The sequence below is a fragment of the Streptomyces sp. S6 genome, from assembly GCF_054880855.1.
The window spans coordinates 1-15,300 of record NZ_JBTYMC010000155.1 but is presented as its reverse complement, the minus strand read 5'-3'; the positions used below and the strand labels follow the sequence as shown (position 1 = coordinate 15,300).

The following is a 15,300-nucleotide window of genomic DNA, read 5'->3' as shown; positions in this document are numbered from 1 at the left end:
CCGCCGCCCGCGAGCAGCGAACCCCGCCCCGACCAGTCGACGCCGGGGACCGACGAGACCACGGCGGGCACGTCCACGCAGGCCGGGTCCGGCGCCGACGTCGCCGACGGGTTCACGCTGCGCAAGGACGGCGCCGGGTTCGCCGTCGCCGTCGCCGACGGGTGGGACCGTTCGCCGAAGAACGGGCGCGGGCAGGTCGTCTACTCGCACGGCGACTTCGAGCTGATCGTCGTCCCCGGCCGGGACAGCGCCTCGGCGAACGGGAGCGACCCGATGGCCTACCAGCGGGACAAGGAGGGCGAGTTGGAGCCCTACCGGGCGTCCAGCTGGGCCACCGCGTCCGGGCTGCGGAACATCCAGATCGGGCAGCGGAAGATGGCCGAGGGACAGTTCACCTGGACGGACGACACCGGGCGGGAACTGTTCGTGCGCAACCGGGCGATCCTCATCGCGGGGCGGTACCACGTCGTCCAGGTGAGAGGGCCGGAGGCGGAGCGGGACGAGGTGACGCGGCTGTACGAGCAGGCGGCGGAGAGTTACCGATACACCGGCTGAGCCCCGGTATGCGCCGGGTTCCCCGCGCGCGGGAGAAGCGACAACCGTCACAGTGCTGTCTCCGTGGGCCTTCTTTGGTTCCACGGACGTCGAGCGGTCTTTACGCTGAGCCTGACAACAGCATTGCGGGGCAACGTGAATCAGATGCAGGGCCAGCTCCTCGCGGGCCGCTACCGGCTCGTCGACTCCATCGGGAGCGGCGGCATGGGGCGAGTCTGGCATGCCCGCGACGAGCTGCTGCACCGCTCCGTCGCGATCAAGGAGCTGACCGCCGCCCTCTACGTCGCCGAGGCCGACCAGGCGGTCCTGCTGGCCCGCACCCGGGCCGAGGCGAGGGCCGCGGCGCGGATCAACCACTCCGCCGTCGTCACCGTCCACGACGTCCTCGAACACGACGGCCGGCCCTGGATCGTGATGGAGCTGGTCGAGGGGCGGTCGCTCGCCGACGCGGTCAAGGAGGACGGGCGGGTCGAGCCCGCCGAGGCCGCGCGGATCGGGCTGTGGGTGCTGCGGGCGCTGCGCGCGGCGCACTCCGCGGGCGTGCTGCACCGTGACGTCAAGCCCGGCAACGTTCTCCTGGCCAAGGACGGGCGGGTGCTGCTCACCGACTTCGGCATCGCGCAGATCGACGGGGACACGACGATCACCCGTACGGGCGAGGTCGTCGGGTCGGTGGACTACCTCGCGCCCGAACGGGTACGGGGCAACGACCCCGGCCCCTCCTCCGACCTGTGGGCACTCGGCGCCACGCTGTACACCGCCGTCGAGGGCCGCTCGCCCTTCCGGCGGACGTCCCCGCTGACGACGATGCAGGCGGTCGTGCAGGACGAGGCGGCCGATCCGCAGCACGCCGGGGCGCTCGGGCCCGTCATCACCGCGCTCCTGCGCAAGGACCCCGCCACGCGCCCCGGCACCGCCGAGGCCGAGCAACTGCTCGCGGAGGCGGCGGAGGGGCGGCGGCCCGACGGGGCGCAGGCGTATGTGCCGACGCAGTTCGGGGGCGGCGGGTACGGGACCGGCGGGCAGGGGACCGAGGGGCAGGGCTTCGACTCGGGGTCCGGGGCAGGGTTCGGAGGGACCGGCACGGGTGCCGTCGGCGGGAGCAACGGTGCCGGGTTCGGGGCCGCCGGTGGCGGGAACGACGGGACGGGGAGCGGCGCCGGGTTCGGTACCGGCGGAGGCGTGAGGGGTGGGTTCGGTCCGGAGGGCGGTTCCGGGAGCGGGTCGCTCCCCGGTGGCTTCGGGGCGGGAACTCCGTACGGGGGCGGGGCGTTGGACAGTGCGACGGGGACGCCGTCGTACGGGGCCGGCCCGCAGGCGCACACTGCGGGGCAGCCGGGCCCGGTGGTCATCGGCCAGACCGCGAACGGCGTCGGACAGACCCCGCCGCCCCGGCGCAGGCGGCGGCGGACGCTCGTCCTGGTCGTCGTGCTCGCCGCGCTGGTCGGCGGGGGGACGGCCGTGGCGTTCCAGAAGTTGAACGAGGGACGGCAGACGGAGAACTCCGCGCCCCCGGACCCCTCGCGCAGCCCGTCCGCGATCGAGGGGACCGTGCCCGACTCATGGGTCGAGGTCAACGACCCGCTCGGGTTCGGGCTCTCCCTGCCGAAGGGCTGGAAGCGGGAGATCTTCCAGGACGACGGCGACCTCAAGCAGATCGACTACACGCCGGACGACGGCAAGCACTTCGTCCGGATCGCCATGGACGTCTCACCCGACTACGCCGACCCGCACACCCACCAGCTCGACCTGGAGAAGCAGCTCCAGCGGCTCCGCGACTACCAGCGGGTCAAGCTGGAGGAGAACCTGTACCGGGACCGCAAGGGCTCGGAGTGGGAGTACACCTGGACGGCCCTCGCCAAGGACACCCCGTACCCGGGGCCGCGCCGGGCGATCGAGGAGACGTACATCACCCACGACGGCACGGAGTACGCCATCTACGTGTCGTCCCCGGCGGACGACTGGGCGACGGCCGCCAAGCAGTTCACGGCGGTGCTGAAGAGCTGGCGCGAGGCCGACCGGTCGTAGTCCCCGCCCCAACTCCCCCGGGCCAGGCCCGAACTTCCTCGGGCTGGGCTTGAACTCCCTTGGTTCAGGCCCGCGTCGACAACCTGGGGCCCCGCACGGTAGTCATGTGGCATGAACGACGACCGGGGCGCCGGGGGCGACGGGGACGGCTGGACAGTGGGCGGGCGTTACCGCCTGCTCGGGCGGATCGGGGGTGACCGGGCGGGGACCGTGTGGCGGGCCCGCGACGAGACCTCCGGGAGACAGGTCGCCGTCAAGGAGCCCCGGCTGCCGGGCCGGCCGGGTGACGAGGAGTACCGGCGGGCCGCCCACCGGCTCTACCGCGAGGCCCGCGCCGCCGCCCGGGTCGAGCACCCGGGCGCGATCGTCATACACGACGTCCTTGCCGAGGGGGAGGACCAAATCCCCTGGGTGGTCCGGGAGTTGGTCGAAGGGGAGTCGCTCGGGGACGTCCTTGAGCGAGGGCCCGTCGGTGTCGTCGAGGCCGCACGGGTCGGAGTCGCGGTGCTGGGAGCGCTGCGGGCCGCCCACGCGGTGGGGATCGTGCACCGGGATGTGCGGCCGGCTCATGTGCTGGTCGGGGACGAGGGGCGCGTCGTCCTGACCGACTTCGGGATCGCCCACGGGTACGAGGCCGAAACCCCCGTCGAGGAACTGGAGTTCGCGGCGCCGGAGTGGCTCTCGGGGGAGCACGCCGGGCCGGAGTCGGACCTGTGGTCGCTCGGGGTGCTGCTGTACGCGGCCGTCGAGGGGGAGTCGCCCTTCCGGCGGGCGACGGCCGGGGAGACCCGGGCGGCGGTGCTCGCGGGGCAGGTACCCGTGTCCGAGCGGGCGGGTGAACTGGGGCCGCTGCTCGCGGGGTTGCTCGTGCCGGAGCCCGCGGAGCGGGTGGGGGCGGAGTCGGTGGAGAAGGTGTTGAGAGCGGTTTCCGGGGGGTGTGTCGAGGGGGATGCGCGGGGCGGTGCGGCCGAGGAGGGGGTGCGGAGTGAGGTGCGGGGCGGTGTCCAGGAGGCCGGTGTTCAGGGGGACGGCTTCGAGTCCGAGGTGCCCGAGCGGCGGCGGCCGTTCCCGCTCGGCTGGCTTTTCGGCTGACGTGGGGCCACCGGCCGTCGTACTCGGGACAACCCCCTGATCAGCAGGTTCGTTGCCAGTGAACGCTGGCGCGGTGTGCGGGTGCGGTGAATCCGCGTTACCGGCGGGTACCCAAAGGGGCGGCGGCGGCATACCCTGCGCGTCATGACGGACTCGCAGGCTCAGAGCAGCGCCCCGCCCCGCACCAACCCCGTCGCCCCGGCCCCGGCCGGGGTGCGCACGGCGGCGGACGTGGTCACCCCCGAACTGGTCGCGCAGCTCACGAAGGGCGTCGTGGGCTCCGGGCGGACCGCCAACCACACCCCGTTCACCGGGGAGAAGCTGGCCGACCTGCCCGAGTCGACCCCCGAGGATGTGGCGCTCGCCTTCGAGCGGGCCCGCGCCGCGCAGCCCGTCTGGGCGGCCACGTCGGTCAAAGAGCGGGCGGCGGTCCTGCTGCGCTTCCACGACCTGGTCCTCGAACGCCAGGCGGAGGTGCTCGACCTGATCCAGCTGGAGACCGGCAAGGCCCGGCTGCACGCCCACGAAGAGGTGCAGGCCGTCGCCGTCGCCGCCCGGCACTACGGTCGTAAGGGACCGTCGTACCTGAGAGCCAAGGGGCATACGGGTGCCATCCCCACGCTGACCAAGGTCACCGAGCTGCGTCATCCCCGAGGGGTGGTCGGACAGATAGCCCCCTGGAACTACCCCCTGGAGCTGTCCGTCGGCGACGCGATCCCCGCGTTCGTCGCGGGCAACGCGGTCGTCATGAAGCCCGACACCGAGACGTGCCTCACCGCCCTGTGGGCGCGGGACCTGCTGATCGAGGCGGGGCTGCCCGCCGAGGTCTTCCAGGTCGTCCTCGGCGACGGCCCGGTCGTCGGCCCCGAGGTCGTCCGGCACGCCGACTACGTCTCCTTCACCGGCTCCACCCGCACCGGCCGCGAGGTCGCCCAGGGCGCAGCCAGCCGCCTCGTCGGCGTCTCGCTCGAACTCGGCGGCAAGAACGCGATGCTGGTGCTGAAGGACGCGGACGTCGAGAAGGCCGCCGCCGGCGCCGTCCGCGCCTGTTTCTCCTCCGCCGGTCAACTCTGCATCTCCATCGAGCGGTTGTACGTCCACGAGTCGATCGCCGACGTCTTCCTCGACCGGTTCGCCGCCCGCACCCGGGTGATGCGGCTCGGCAACTCCCTCGCCTACGGCGCCGACATGGGCTCGCTCGTCGGGCAGCGGCAGCTCGACACGGTGAAGCGGCATGTGGAGGAGGCGGTCGCGAAGGGGGCCACCGTCGTCACGGGCGGCGCCGAACGCCCCGACATCGGGCCGTACTTCTACGAGCCGACCATCCTCGACGGCGTCGAGACGCCGATGGCCGTGTGCGGCGAGGAGACGTTCGGGCCGGTCGTCTCGGTCTACCGGTTCAACGACGAGGACGAGGTGATCGAGGCCGCCAACTCCACGGCGTACGGCCTGAATTCCTCCGTCTGGAGCAAGGACGGCCGACGCGGTCGGGCCGTCGCCGCGCGGCTGCGCACCGGGACCGTCAACGTCAACGAGGGGTACGCGCCCGCCTACGGCAGCGTCCAGTCCCCGATGGGCGGCATGAAGGACTCCGGGCTCGGCCGACGCCACGGCTCCGAGGGCATCCTCAAGTACACCGAGGCCCAAACCGTCGCCCACCAGCGGCTGTTGCCGATGGGCCCCGCCCTCGGCATGGACGACGAGAGCTACGCGCGCTTCATGAGCCGGAGCCTGCGGGTGATGAAAGCGTTCCGGTTCCGCTAGGAGGCCCGCATGTCCGACCACCCCCAAGACCCGTACGACTACGACGTATTGGTCGTCGGCTCCGGCTTCGGCGGGTCCGTCACCGCGCTGCGCCTCACCGAGAAGGGTTACCGCGTAGGCGTGTTGGAGGCCGGGCGCCGGTTCGCCCGGGATCTGCTGCCCAAGAACTCCTGGGACCTCAGGAACTACCTCTGGGCGCCGAAGCTCGGCTTCTACGGCATCCAGCGCATCCATCTCCTGGGCAACGTCATGGTGTTGGCGGGCGCCGGGGTCGGCGGCGGCTCCCTCAACTACGCCAACACCCTCTACGTACCGCCGAAAGCGTTCTTCGAGGACCCCCAGTGGAGAGAAATCACCGACTGGGAACAGGAGTTGAGGCCGTACTACGACCAGGCCCGGCGGATGCTGGGCGTCCGGCTCAACCCGACCGTCACCCCCTCCGACGTCCACCTCAAGGCCGCCGCGCAGCGCATGGGCGTCGGCGACACCTTCCACATGGCGCCGGTCGGCGTCTTCTTCGGGGACGGCGACGACGCGGACGGTGAGGCGCCGACGGCCGAACCCGGTGAGGAAGTCGCCGACCCGTACTTCGGTGGCGCCGGGCCCAAGCGGCGGGCCTGCACCGAGTGCGGGGAGTGCATGACCGGGTGCCGGCACGGCGCGAAGAACACGCTGAACGAGAACTACCTGTATCTCGCGGAGAAGGCCGGGGCGGCGGTGCACGCGATGACCTCCGTCGTCTCCGTCACCGAGGACTCGCGCGGCGGGTACGCGGTCGCGACGCTGCCCACCGACAACAGGCGCAAGGGCAGGGGGCGGATCTTCACGGCCCGCCAGGTCGTCCTCGCGGCCGGGACGTACGGCACGCAGACGCTGCTGCACCGGATGAAGGCGAACGGCCAACTCCCTCATCTCTCCGACCGGTTGGGGGAGCTGACCCGCACCAACTCCGAGGCCCTCGTCGGCGCGCAGACCGACGAGCGGCGGTACCGGAAGGCGACGGGACGGACACTCGACTTCACGCGCGGGGTCGCCATCACGTCGTCCGTGCACCCGGACGCGAACACGCACATCGAGCCGGTGCGCTACGGCAAGGGGTCCAACGCGATGGGCGGCCTGTCCATCGTCCAAGTCCCTTACGCGGAAGGGTCGTCGAGGGTCGCCGGGTGGCTCGCGCACGTCGCCCGGCATCCGATGCTGCTGCTGCGGTCGCTGTCCAACCGGAAGTGGTCGGAGCGGACCATCATCGGGCTCGTCATGCAGTCGCTGGACAACTCTCTGACGACATACCTGAAGCCGTCCGGCGTCGGGCGGGGCCTGTTGACGGCCCGTCAGGGGCACGGGGCGCCCAACCCCCAGCAGATCAGGGCCGCTTCACAGGCCGCGTCCGCGATCGCCGCCGACATCAACGGGTTCGCCGGGTCCAACGTCGGGGAGCTGATGGGGACTCCGCTCACCGCGCACTTCCTCGGGGGGTGCCCGATCGGGGACTCCCGGGAGAGCGGCGTCATCGACCCCTACCACCGGTTGTACGGGTACCCCGGGATCTCCGTCGTCGACGGGGCCGCCGTCTCCGCGAACCTCGGGGTGAACCCGTCGCTGACGATCACCGCGCAGGCCGAGCGGGCGATGGCGTACTGGCCGAACAAGGGAGAGCCGGACGCCCGTCCGGCACAGGGGACGTCGTACGAACGGGTCGCGGCCGTCGAACCGAAGTCGCCCGCGGTGCCCGAGGACGCGTTCGGGGCGCTGAGGCTGCCGTTCCTGGGGATGCCGGTGGTGCCGCCCAAAGCCGAGCGGGGCTGAAACGACAGAGGGACCCGCGCCCCCCTCCGAGCGCAGGTCCCTCCGCGGGCCCTCGAAACCGGACCCTGTGTTGGTTCAGTACGCGTTTACGCGTGGTTGCCGACCGTCTTGCGGCGGCGGACCAGGAACAGCGCGCCCGCGCCCGCGACCACGGCGGCGCCGCCGACGAGGCCGATCATCGGGAGCGCGGAGCCGGCGCCGGTCTCGGCGAGGGTGCCGGTGGCGTCGACGTCGCTGAGGTTGACGGGCTTGGTGCCGCCGGTCTGGGGCTTGGCGTCGTTCGGCTTACCGGCGTCGGAGCCGGCGGCGAGGATGTCGAACTCGTAGACCCAGAGGTTCGGGTCGTCGGAGACCCAGCAGCCCTCGGAGTCCGAGTACATTGCGATGCCGCCGCTCAGACCGAGAGAGGCGGGCACCTTGCCGTCGACGTTCAGCCGGAGGCTGTACGACGTCGACCGGCCGCTGTCGAGGGTGATCGCGGAGAGCGTGGCGCCCTCGCCCGAGGCATCCGCCAGCGTCTTCCAGGTGCCGGTGGACTTCTGGAGGATCTGGAGGGTGACCTTGGTGGAGTAGTCCGCGTCCTCGGAGATCGCGCCGACACCGAGCATCGGCTTGATGTTCTTGATCGTCCGGTCGCCCGTGTTGGAGATCTTGAAGGTGAAGTTCTTCCAGCCGCTGCCGGCCACCACCTTCGACGGCAGCCCGTGCAGACCGCTGCTCAGGGCCTCGCTGATGCCGCCGAGGGCGTCCTCGTCGCCCGCGTCGACGTTCTTGCAGTAGTCGACATCGGCGGGAGCGGACGCCGACCCGCTCGGCGTGCCGGACGGAGTACCGCTCGGCGTGCCCGACGGAGTGCCGGACGCCTTGTCGGCGGCCGGGGCGGAGGGCGTGCCGCTCGCGGGCGTGCTCGCATCGCCGCTGGGAGTGGCCTCGGCCGACGGGGACGACGACGCCGTCTCGGATGCCGACCCGCTCGGCGACGGCGAAGCGCTGCCGTCCTCCGCGAACGCGGCGGGCGCGGAGAGCAGGGCGATGGGGGACAGGGCGGCCGTCGCGGCGGCTACCGCTATGGCGCGGCGGAGCTTCATGGAAGAAGACCTCTTGATGTCAGGCACGGCGCACCCGGGTGGTGTGCCGTGTCGGGCGGGAGACCTTCCGCGTTGGGGGGCGCGGGTGTGGCCCGTGTTACGCAAGGTTTGATCCGTTGCGGATGGGAAAGGTTGTACGGTTTCTCACGCGATTTTCATGTGCCCTGCATCACGTCCTTCTGGCGTAGGGGTGCGTCACGCTTGAGACCTAGGGGGAAGGCCGCCGTGCCTGAGATATCCGACGACGACTGGGAGAAGTTCCTTCGGGAGAGCGAGGAGGGGGCCGCTCGCGACGCGCCGAAGGAGCCGTCCGCGCGGGCCCGGATGGTGACCGCGCGACTGAAGGAGCAGGAGGCGCGAGGGGAGCTTCCGGAGGGCTGGCGCACAGGTCCGGCCTGGCGCGAGATGGACGGCCGGGCGCGCAGGCGACGCCGGATGTGGGCGCTCGTCGGCATCCCGCTCGCCGCCGCGCTGGCCGTCGTCGCGATGAAGCCGTCGGTCATCCCGGGTGACCCCTTCGGCACGGGTACTACGGGGAGTACGGGGGACGTCGCCGCGACCCCGCTGCCGCCCGAGACGGCCGCCCCCAGCGGTGCCCCCGGCGAGGTCGACCCCGACGCCCCCACGCAGGCCCGCCCCTTCGCGGGCTCGCCCGCGCTCCGGTGGGCGGACGGCGCGGCCGGGATCGTGGCGCCGGAGGCGACGGCGGTGAAGGGGTTCTCGAAGAAGCAGGTCCAGGACCTGCTGACGAGGACGCGGACCCTCCTGATCGACACGAACCTCGATCCGGCGACCCTGCGAGGCGGGCTCCCGAAGACCGCGCGGAAGATCCTCGACCCCATGCAGGAGGACGTCCACCGCCTGTTCGGCGAGGCCGTGCTCAAGCCGACCGAGGACAACGATCCGCTGCTGCTGTTCAGCCGCTTCGACCCCGCCGAGATCCGGCTCGCCGGGAACGTCGTCAAGACGCGCGGGCGCATGACCTTCGCCGCCGGGGAGGAGGGCACCGTCGTCGCCCACGCCGACTACACCTTCGTCTATCCCGTCGTCCGCGCGAGCACCCCGAAGGCCGACGGGAACGCCGAGGCCACCCGGACGATCGTCCGCCGTGTCCTGGACGTCGAACTGTCCGATCCCGCGCGCTACAAGGTGACCCCGGGGACGCTCTTCCTCTCCCGCTACAACATGTCGAGCGGCAACAGCGCTTGTGATGTGAACGACGGGTGGTTCCATCCCGAGTTCAATTCGGACCTGCAGTCCGGGCCGACGCCGTCGGGGCCGGAGGAGGATCCGTACGACCGGAGCAAGGAGATCGGCAAGGGGTCGCAGGACGAGCCCTGCGGGACGGTGTCGAGGGTGTGAGGAAAAGGGGAAGGGCCCCGCGGGACGGAGCCGCGGGGCCCTTCTTCGTCAGCACCGGCGTCAGGGCAGCGCCGGTGCCTCCCGGGAACGGCGCCGGGGGGTGCGCCGTGTGGGTGGTGCGTGGGCCGGCCCGTCCGCCGCCGATCTGCACTGGTCTGGACCTTTGGCAGTCGACGTTCCGGTTCTACCGCCTCGCCGTGCACGGCGTTGCGGTGTTTCGTGGGGGGACGTGGAGCTTGTACGCATCGTGCTGGATGAACGCGGTTGCCGCAACCGTTTGACCCGGCCCTCATAGATTTTTGCAGTTTTCCGCCGGTCGGCCTCGGGCGTCCCCGAGGCCGACCGTTTCTCTTGGATGACCGGGCTGCTGTCCCCTGCCGTCCGGTCATCACTCTGGAGCGAGGTCCCACGACGCACGGCACGATCCGTACGTCTCATCGCTCCAACGAGCCACGCGTGGTTCTTCCGGGCCCGCGCCTGGCTGGCACGGACACCGGTACCAACGACGGCCGCCGGGGCCGGTCACGCGCCGTACGGGTGAGGGAGGGCCCGAACTCATCTGCGAGGAACGCGAGATGCGACGTCGGCCCGCCTCAGATGCGGCCCCGGCACAGTTCGAGCAACGTCATCGCCAGCGCCGTCCCCGGCTTGCCGAGCGCCTCGCTGTAGTGGGCGAGGATCTCCATCTCGCGGGAGAGGTTCACGCGCCGGCCGCCGGAGGCGATGCGGGCGTCCTGGACGACGGCGGAGACGGCGACGCGTTCCTGGATCAGGCCGATGATCCGGTCGTCGAGGGCGTCGATGCGATCGCGCGCGCCGGCGATGATGCCGGCGGCCTCGGCGGTCTTCGCGCCGGTGGTGTCGAGGGCGGTCATACGGGGCTCCTTGGAATCTCGGTGCGCCCCGGAACGGCAGGACCCGGAGAAACGACAGGCGCCCCGGGCCTTGTCGGCCCGGGGCGCCTGGGAAGTCGCTTCAGCTCATGCGACACGACCATGGCAGCCGGTGGGCCGGGTGCCATAGGTAAAGAGGAAGGTCGTGGGCGTGAACATGCGGCCAGTATGCCACGGGCCCCACCCTTGGCCGGTCCCGCTCTTCTCCGGCCCTTGGCGCCCGGGTCTGCCGACGGCCAGGGGCGAAGGGGTACCGGGGTGGTTGAGGAGGTCCGGTCCCTTCGTACCCGGTCCGCCTGCGGCTTCTCTCCGGGGCCCTCCGGCCCTGCCCGCCCCCGGCCTCCTCGGACACCCCGGCCCCTCCCCGGCCGCCCCGGCTAGAATCGGCCGTACACACCCTGCCCCACCGCCGGAAGGCCCCCGTGTCATCAGCGACCCCAGCCGCCCCCGACACCGTTCTGGTCGTCGACTTCGGCGCGCAGTATGCCCAGCTCATCGCCCGTAGGGTCCGCGAGGCCAGGGTGTACAGCGAGATCGTGCCGAGCACCATGCCGGTCGCGGAGATGCTCGCGAAGAACCCGGCGGCGATCATCCTGTCCGGCGGACCGTCGTCCGTGTACGAGGAGGGCGCCCCACAGCTCGACGCCGCGCTCTTCGAGGCCGGCGTCCCCGTGTTCGGCATGTGCTACGGCTTCCAGCTGATGGCGAGCGCCCTCGGCGGGACGGTCGACAACACCGGCGCGCGCGAGTACGGCCGTACCGACCTGCACGTCTCGAAGGTGTCGTCCACCCTCTTCGAGGGCACCCCGGCCGAGCAGGCCGTGTGGATGTCGCACGGCGACGCGTGCTCGGCGGCGCCGGAGGGGTTCGTGGTGACCGCGTCCACCGACGTCGTCCCCGTCGCCGCCTTCGAGAACGACGAGAAGAAGCTCTACGGCGTCCAGTACCACCCCGAGGTCATGCACTCCACGCACGGCCAGCAGGTCCTGGAGCACTTCCTGTACCGGGGTGCGGGCCTCAAGCCGGACTGGACCACTGGCAATGTCATCGAGGAGCAGGTCACGGCGATCCGTGAGCTCGTCGGCGACAAGCGCGCCATCTGCGGTCTTTCCGGCGGCGTCGACTCCGCGGTCGCCGCGGCCCTCGTCGTCCGCGCCATCGGCTCCCAGCTGACCTGCGTCTACGTCGACCACGGCCTGATGCGCAAGGGCGAGACCGAGCAGGTCGAGAAGGAGTTCGTGGCCGCGACCGGCGCCAAGCTGGTCGTCGTCGACGCCGAGCAGCGGTTCCTGGACGCGCTCAAGGGGGTCTCCGACCCCGAGGAGAAGCGGAAGATCATCGGCCGCGAGTTCATCCGCGTCTTCGAGCAGGCCCAGGCCGACATCATCGCGGACGAGGGCCCGGCGGTGGAGTTCCTCGTGCAGGGCACGCTCTACCCGGACGTGGTCGAGTCCGGTGGCGGCACCGGCACCGCGAACATCAAGTCCCACCACAACGTCGGCGGGCTCCCGGAGGACCTGGAGTTCAAGCTGATCGAACCGCTGCGCAAGCTGTTCAAGGACGAAGTCCGCATGGTCGGCCAGGAGTTGGGCCTCCCCGAGGAGATCGTCCAGCGCCAGCCGTTCCCCGGCCCCGGCCTCGGCATCCGCATCGTCGGCGAGGTCACCAAGGACCGCCTCGACCTGCTGCGCGAGGCCGACGCGATCGCCCGCGAGGAGCTGACGGCCGCCGGTCTCGACCGTGAGATCTGGCAGTGTCCGGTGGTCCTGCTCGCGGACGTCCGCTCCGTCGGCGTCCAGGGCGACGGCCGCACCTACGGCCACCCGATCGTCCTGCGCCCCGTGTCCTCCGAGGACGCGATGACGGCCGACTGGTCGCGGCTGCCGTACGAGGTGCTGGCGCGGATCTCGACGCGGATCACGAACGAGGTGCGGGACGTCAACCGGGTTGTGCTGGACGTTACTTCCAAGCCCCCGGGGACGATCGAGTGGGAGTGAGCTTGATCGCGCCCGGCTCTCTGCTGACGCGGAGGTGAACCGCCACCGGGCACCATCGAGTGGGAGTAGTCACGCGCGTTTGATCGTGCGCAGGGCTTGTCCCGGCTGCCAGAACTCCATGACCAGGTAGGCCTCGTCCTCGACGAACGTCCTTGTCACCTCGGTCAGTTCGGCGCGGAAGAGGTGGAACGGCTCCGGCGGTTCCACCTCTTTCACGTACGACGCCTTCAGCGGGCCGTCGCCGACCTCCAGTGCCCGCCCGGAGATTCGGACGTCGCCCCCGCCCATGCCGGTGCCTTCGCCGGGGTTGGCCTGGAGGGCGAAACGCGGATCGCGGCTCAGGTCACGGGACTTGAGGGAGCCCGGCATCATGCCGAGCCACAACTCACCGTCGTGGAAGCGGACTTCGATACCGCTGGTGCGTGGGGAGCCGTCTTTGCGGAGGGTCGCGAGGACATGGTGGGTGTGCTGGGCGAACCTCTCCTCGACGGTCGTCGCGAGGGCGGGTTCGGCGGTGCGGAATGCGGACCAGTTCGTCGTCATGAGGTCGAGTCTCGTGCCGAATCCCGACATCTTCTGTCGGTTGAACGGCGTGTTTCCGTTGAACGGCTCGTTTTTTCGTGACGGGAATCGTCATCTTTGCATAACGACCCTGCCTTTCTGTGCTGACCGACGGTAACTTCCGGCTCTGTAGAGAAGCCCCTTGCTGGAGGACCGATGTCCGGGCCCACACCGCCTTCCCCCCTGCCCACCGACCAACTCCGGTTCGCCATGCCGCCGATGCACGAGTCGCTGGAGGACGAGCGGCGCCACAGAAAGGAACGGCTCGCCGGAGCCGTCCGGATCTTCGGGAGGCTCGGGTTCGAGGACGGGGTGTCGGGGCACATCACCGCGCGGGACCCGGAGTTCAGCGACTGTTTCTGGGTGAACCCGTTCGGGATGCCGTTCCGGCACGTCACCGTGAGCGATCTGGTGCTGGCGAACTCCGAGGGGCAGGTCGTCCAGGGGAGTCACCACGTCAACCAGGCCGCCTTCACCGTGCACGCGCAGGTGCACGCGGCGCGGCCGGACGTCGTCGCCGTCGCGCACTGTCACTCCGTGTACGGGCGGGCGCTCGCCGCGCTGGGGGAGCTGCTCGATCCGATCACGCAGGAGAGCTGCGCGTTCTTCGAGGACCACGCGCTGTACGACGCGTACACCGGGGTGAGTGTCGACGCGGAGGAGGGGCGGCGGATCGCCGCCGCGCTGGGCTCGCGGAAAGCGCTTGTGCTGCGTAATCACGGGTTGTTGACCGTGGGGGATTCCGTGGACGCCGCCGCGTGGTGGTTTCTCTCCATGGAGCGGTCCAGCCAGGTGCAGTTGACCGCGCGGGCGGCGGGGCGGCCGGTGCTGGTGGATCGGCGGCAGGCGGCTGCCACGCGGGAGCAGGCGGGGGGTGATCTGGTGGCGTGGATCAATTATCAGCCGCTGTGGCAGGACATCAGCAGGAGTGAGCCGGATCTGCTGGGCTAGGTGTTCTTTTAAAAGCCCCTGAGGATCACCGACTTCGTCCTCGCGAACTCCTCGTCCGTGAGCACCCCCGCGCGGTGCAGTTCACCCAACTCCCGCAGTCTGCGCAGAAGTACGTCGTGATGGTCAGCCGACTGGACGGGCGGGGCGGGGAGTTGCTCGCGGTGCGGGCGGGTGGACGGGTGCGGGGTGCGGGCGGTGACGGCCGTCGCGACGAGCGCCGTCAGCAGGTCCCGGCGGGTGTTGCCCCACAGGTCCAGGGTGTAGGGGTCTTTCTCCGGCGGGAGTTTCGAGAAGACGGTGTCACGGGTGACGAACCTCAAGAACCCGTCGTCGTGACCGGAGTTAGGCATCCACTCGACCCGCAGTACGTCCCCGACGGCGATCACCCTCGGGCCCGTCGCGCGCTTCACCCGGTCCGAGGTGTCCGCCCAGTCGATACGGATGCGGCTGCCGTCGAAGGAGACCGTGCCGTCCGAGGAGCGGACCGAGACCGGGACCGGCGGACCGGGCAGGAGGTACGTCCCCGTCGGGTGCTGCGGGATCTGATCGAGGAGCAGGGCGTTGCGGATCTCCTCGGCGATGAACTCGGCGGTTCCCGTGTCGTCCTGATCGACCGTCAGACGGTAGGGGTCGGCCGGGTCGGGGAGCCGGCCGCCGGTCGCCTGGAGCAGCGGGTCGGCGCCCTCGCGCAGCCGGATGCGCAACCTGCCCCGCCTGCGCTCCGGTTCGTAGACGACGCCGGCGACCGCCTCCAGCGGGACCGCGACCTCCCCGTACGTCTGCCGGAACAGCGGGACGCTGCGGTGCAGGCCCGGGGTGATCCTCACCGTCGTCCCGTCGAAGGCCCAGGTCCCGTCGCGCTGGATGATCTCGGCCATAGGGGAATTGTCCCAGGGGGGTCAACAGGGGGTGCGGGGTGTGTGGTTGGGATCGGGTGGGCTCTCTTTGTGTGTGTTTCGCGGTGGTTCGGGACGGTTGTGCCGGCCGCTTCGGTGTCGGTTCATGTCGCCCCTTGGGCCGGTCGGCGCACATGGGTCCCTGTAGGGCACAATTCGCTTTCGTCGCACGGGAGTTGTCTGGTCGCGGGAAGGCGGTCGTCGGGCGTGGCGGTGCGGGAGGCGGGGCAGGTGGCAGGCGTGGGCGCCGGGGGCTCCGGGGGCAGGCACGCGGGCGGGTGCACGTGCGGCGGGTGTCCGCACGGGG

General features: G+C 71.1%; 10 protein-coding genes and 2 pseudogenes. 8 read left to right on the top strand and 4 right to left on the bottom strand.

Annotation, left to right across the window (positions count from 1 at the left end; genetic code table 11):
* The 5 genes and pseudogenes from ACVNF4_RS21250 to ACVNF4_RS21230 form a co-directional block, all read left to right on the top strand.
* Window positions 1–555: pseudogene (locus ACVNF4_RS21250) on the top strand (serine/threonine protein kinase); the annotation flags it as partial.
* A gap of 144 nt (window positions 556–699) precedes the next feature.
* Window positions 700–2,583 (top strand): serine/threonine-protein kinase, encoded by a 1,884-nt coding sequence (locus ACVNF4_RS21245; RefSeq protein ID WP_461804441.1) that lies wholly within the window; start codon window positions 700–702, stop codon window positions 2,581–2,583.
* 111 nt (window positions 2,584–2,694) lie between these two features.
* A complete protein-coding gene (locus tag ACVNF4_RS21240) occupies window positions 2,695–3,675 on the top strand; it encodes a serine/threonine-protein kinase (protein ID WP_461804440.1) in 981 nt (326 codons plus the stop codon).
* Between the two features lie 144 nt (window positions 3,676–3,819).
* Window positions 3,820–5,439 (top strand): succinic semialdehyde dehydrogenase, encoded by a 1,620-nt coding sequence (locus ACVNF4_RS21235; protein ID WP_461804439.1) that lies wholly within the window; start codon window positions 3,820–3,822, stop codon window positions 5,437–5,439.
* A gap of 9 nt (window positions 5,440–5,448) precedes the next feature.
* Window positions 5,449–7,245: a GMC family oxidoreductase N-terminal domain-containing protein gene (locus ACVNF4_RS21230; RefSeq protein WP_461804438.1), complete on the top strand. Its 1,797-nt coding sequence runs from the start codon at window positions 5,449–5,451 to the stop codon at window positions 7,243–7,245.
* Between the two features lie 86 nt (window positions 7,246–7,331).
* Here the strand turns inward: ACVNF4_RS21230 and ACVNF4_RS21225 are convergent, their stop codons facing one another.
* Window positions 7,332–8,333: an LPXTG cell wall anchor domain-containing protein gene (locus ACVNF4_RS21225; protein ID WP_461804437.1), complete on the bottom strand. Its 1,002-nt coding sequence runs from the start codon at window positions 8,331–8,333 to the stop codon at window positions 7,332–7,334.
* 225 nt (window positions 8,334–8,558) lie between these two features.
* Between ACVNF4_RS21225 and ACVNF4_RS21220 the strand changes: the two genes are divergently transcribed.
* Window positions 8,559–9,695 (top strand): hypothetical protein, encoded by a 1,137-nt coding sequence (locus ACVNF4_RS21220; RefSeq protein ID WP_461804436.1) that lies wholly within the window; start codon window positions 8,559–8,561, stop codon window positions 9,693–9,695.
* 593 nt (window positions 9,696–10,288) lie between these two features.
* On the opposite strand, the pseudogene ACVNF4_RS21215 reads toward ACVNF4_RS21220, so the two are convergent.
* Window positions 10,289–10,573: pseudogene (locus ACVNF4_RS21215) on the bottom strand (chorismate mutase); the annotation flags it as partial.
* A 437-nt stretch (window positions 10,574–11,010) separates the two neighbouring features.
* On the opposite strand from ACVNF4_RS21215, the gene guaA reads away from it, so the two are divergent.
* On the top strand, window positions 11,011–12,585 hold the full coding sequence (gene guaA / locus ACVNF4_RS21210) for a glutamine-hydrolyzing GMP synthase (protein ID WP_461804435.1): 1,575 nt from the start codon (window positions 11,011–11,013) through the stop codon (window positions 12,583–12,585).
* A gap of 69 nt (window positions 12,586–12,654) precedes the next feature.
* On the opposite strand, the gene ACVNF4_RS21205 is transcribed toward guaA, so the two are convergent.
* Window positions 12,655–13,128: a pyridoxamine 5'-phosphate oxidase family protein gene (locus ACVNF4_RS21205; RefSeq protein ID WP_461804434.1), complete on the bottom strand. Its 474-nt coding sequence runs from the start codon at window positions 13,126–13,128 to the stop codon at window positions 12,655–12,657.
* 174 nt (window positions 13,129–13,302) lie between these two features.
* Between ACVNF4_RS21205 and ACVNF4_RS21200 the strand changes: the two genes are divergently transcribed.
* The gene (locus tag ACVNF4_RS21200; protein ID WP_461804433.1) at window positions 13,303–14,097 is read left to right on the top strand and encodes a class II aldolase/adducin family protein; all 795 of its coding nucleotides are present in this window, start codon (window positions 13,303–13,305) and stop codon (window positions 14,095–14,097) included.
* An 8-nt stretch (window positions 14,098–14,105) separates the two neighbouring features.
* Here the strand turns inward: ACVNF4_RS21200 and ACVNF4_RS21195 are convergent, their stop codons facing one another.
* Window positions 14,106–14,975 (bottom strand): DUF4429 domain-containing protein, encoded by an 870-nt coding sequence (locus tag ACVNF4_RS21195; protein WP_461804432.1) that lies wholly within the window; start codon window positions 14,973–14,975, stop codon window positions 14,106–14,108.
* Between the last annotated feature and the right edge of the window lie 325 nt (window positions 14,976–15,300).

What these genes read in the sequence shown, in the direction of transcription:
- ACVNF4_RS21245 (WP_461804441.1), top strand. Translation starts at nt 700, where the DNA reads ATGCAGGGCCAGCTCCTCGCGGGCCGCTACCGGCTCGTCGACTCCATC.
- ACVNF4_RS21240 (WP_461804440.1), top strand. Translation starts at nt 2,695, where the DNA reads ATGAACGACGACCGGGGCGCCGGGGGCGACGGGGACGGCTGGACAGTG.
- ACVNF4_RS21235 (WP_461804439.1), top strand. Translation starts at nt 3,820, where the DNA reads ATGACGGACTCGCAGGCTCAGAGCAGCGCCCCGCCCCGCACCAACCCC.
- ACVNF4_RS21230 (WP_461804438.1), top strand. Translation starts at nt 5,449, where the DNA reads ATGTCCGACCACCCCCAAGACCCGTACGACTACGACGTATTGGTCGTC.
- ACVNF4_RS21225 (WP_461804437.1), bottom strand. Translation starts at nt 8,333, where the DNA reads ATGAAGCTCCGCCGCGCCATAGCGGTAGCCGCCGCGACGGCCGCCCTG.
- ACVNF4_RS21205 (WP_461804434.1), bottom strand. Translation starts at nt 13,128, where the DNA reads ATGACGACGAACTGGTCCGCATTCCGCACCGCCGAACCCGCCCTCGCG.
- ACVNF4_RS21200 (WP_461804433.1), top strand. Translation starts at nt 13,303, where the DNA reads ATGTCCGGGCCCACACCGCCTTCCCCCCTGCCCACCGACCAACTCCGG.
- ACVNF4_RS21195 (WP_461804432.1), bottom strand. Translation starts at nt 14,975, where the DNA reads ATGGCCGAGATCATCCAGCGCGACGGGACCTGGGCCTTCGACGGGACG.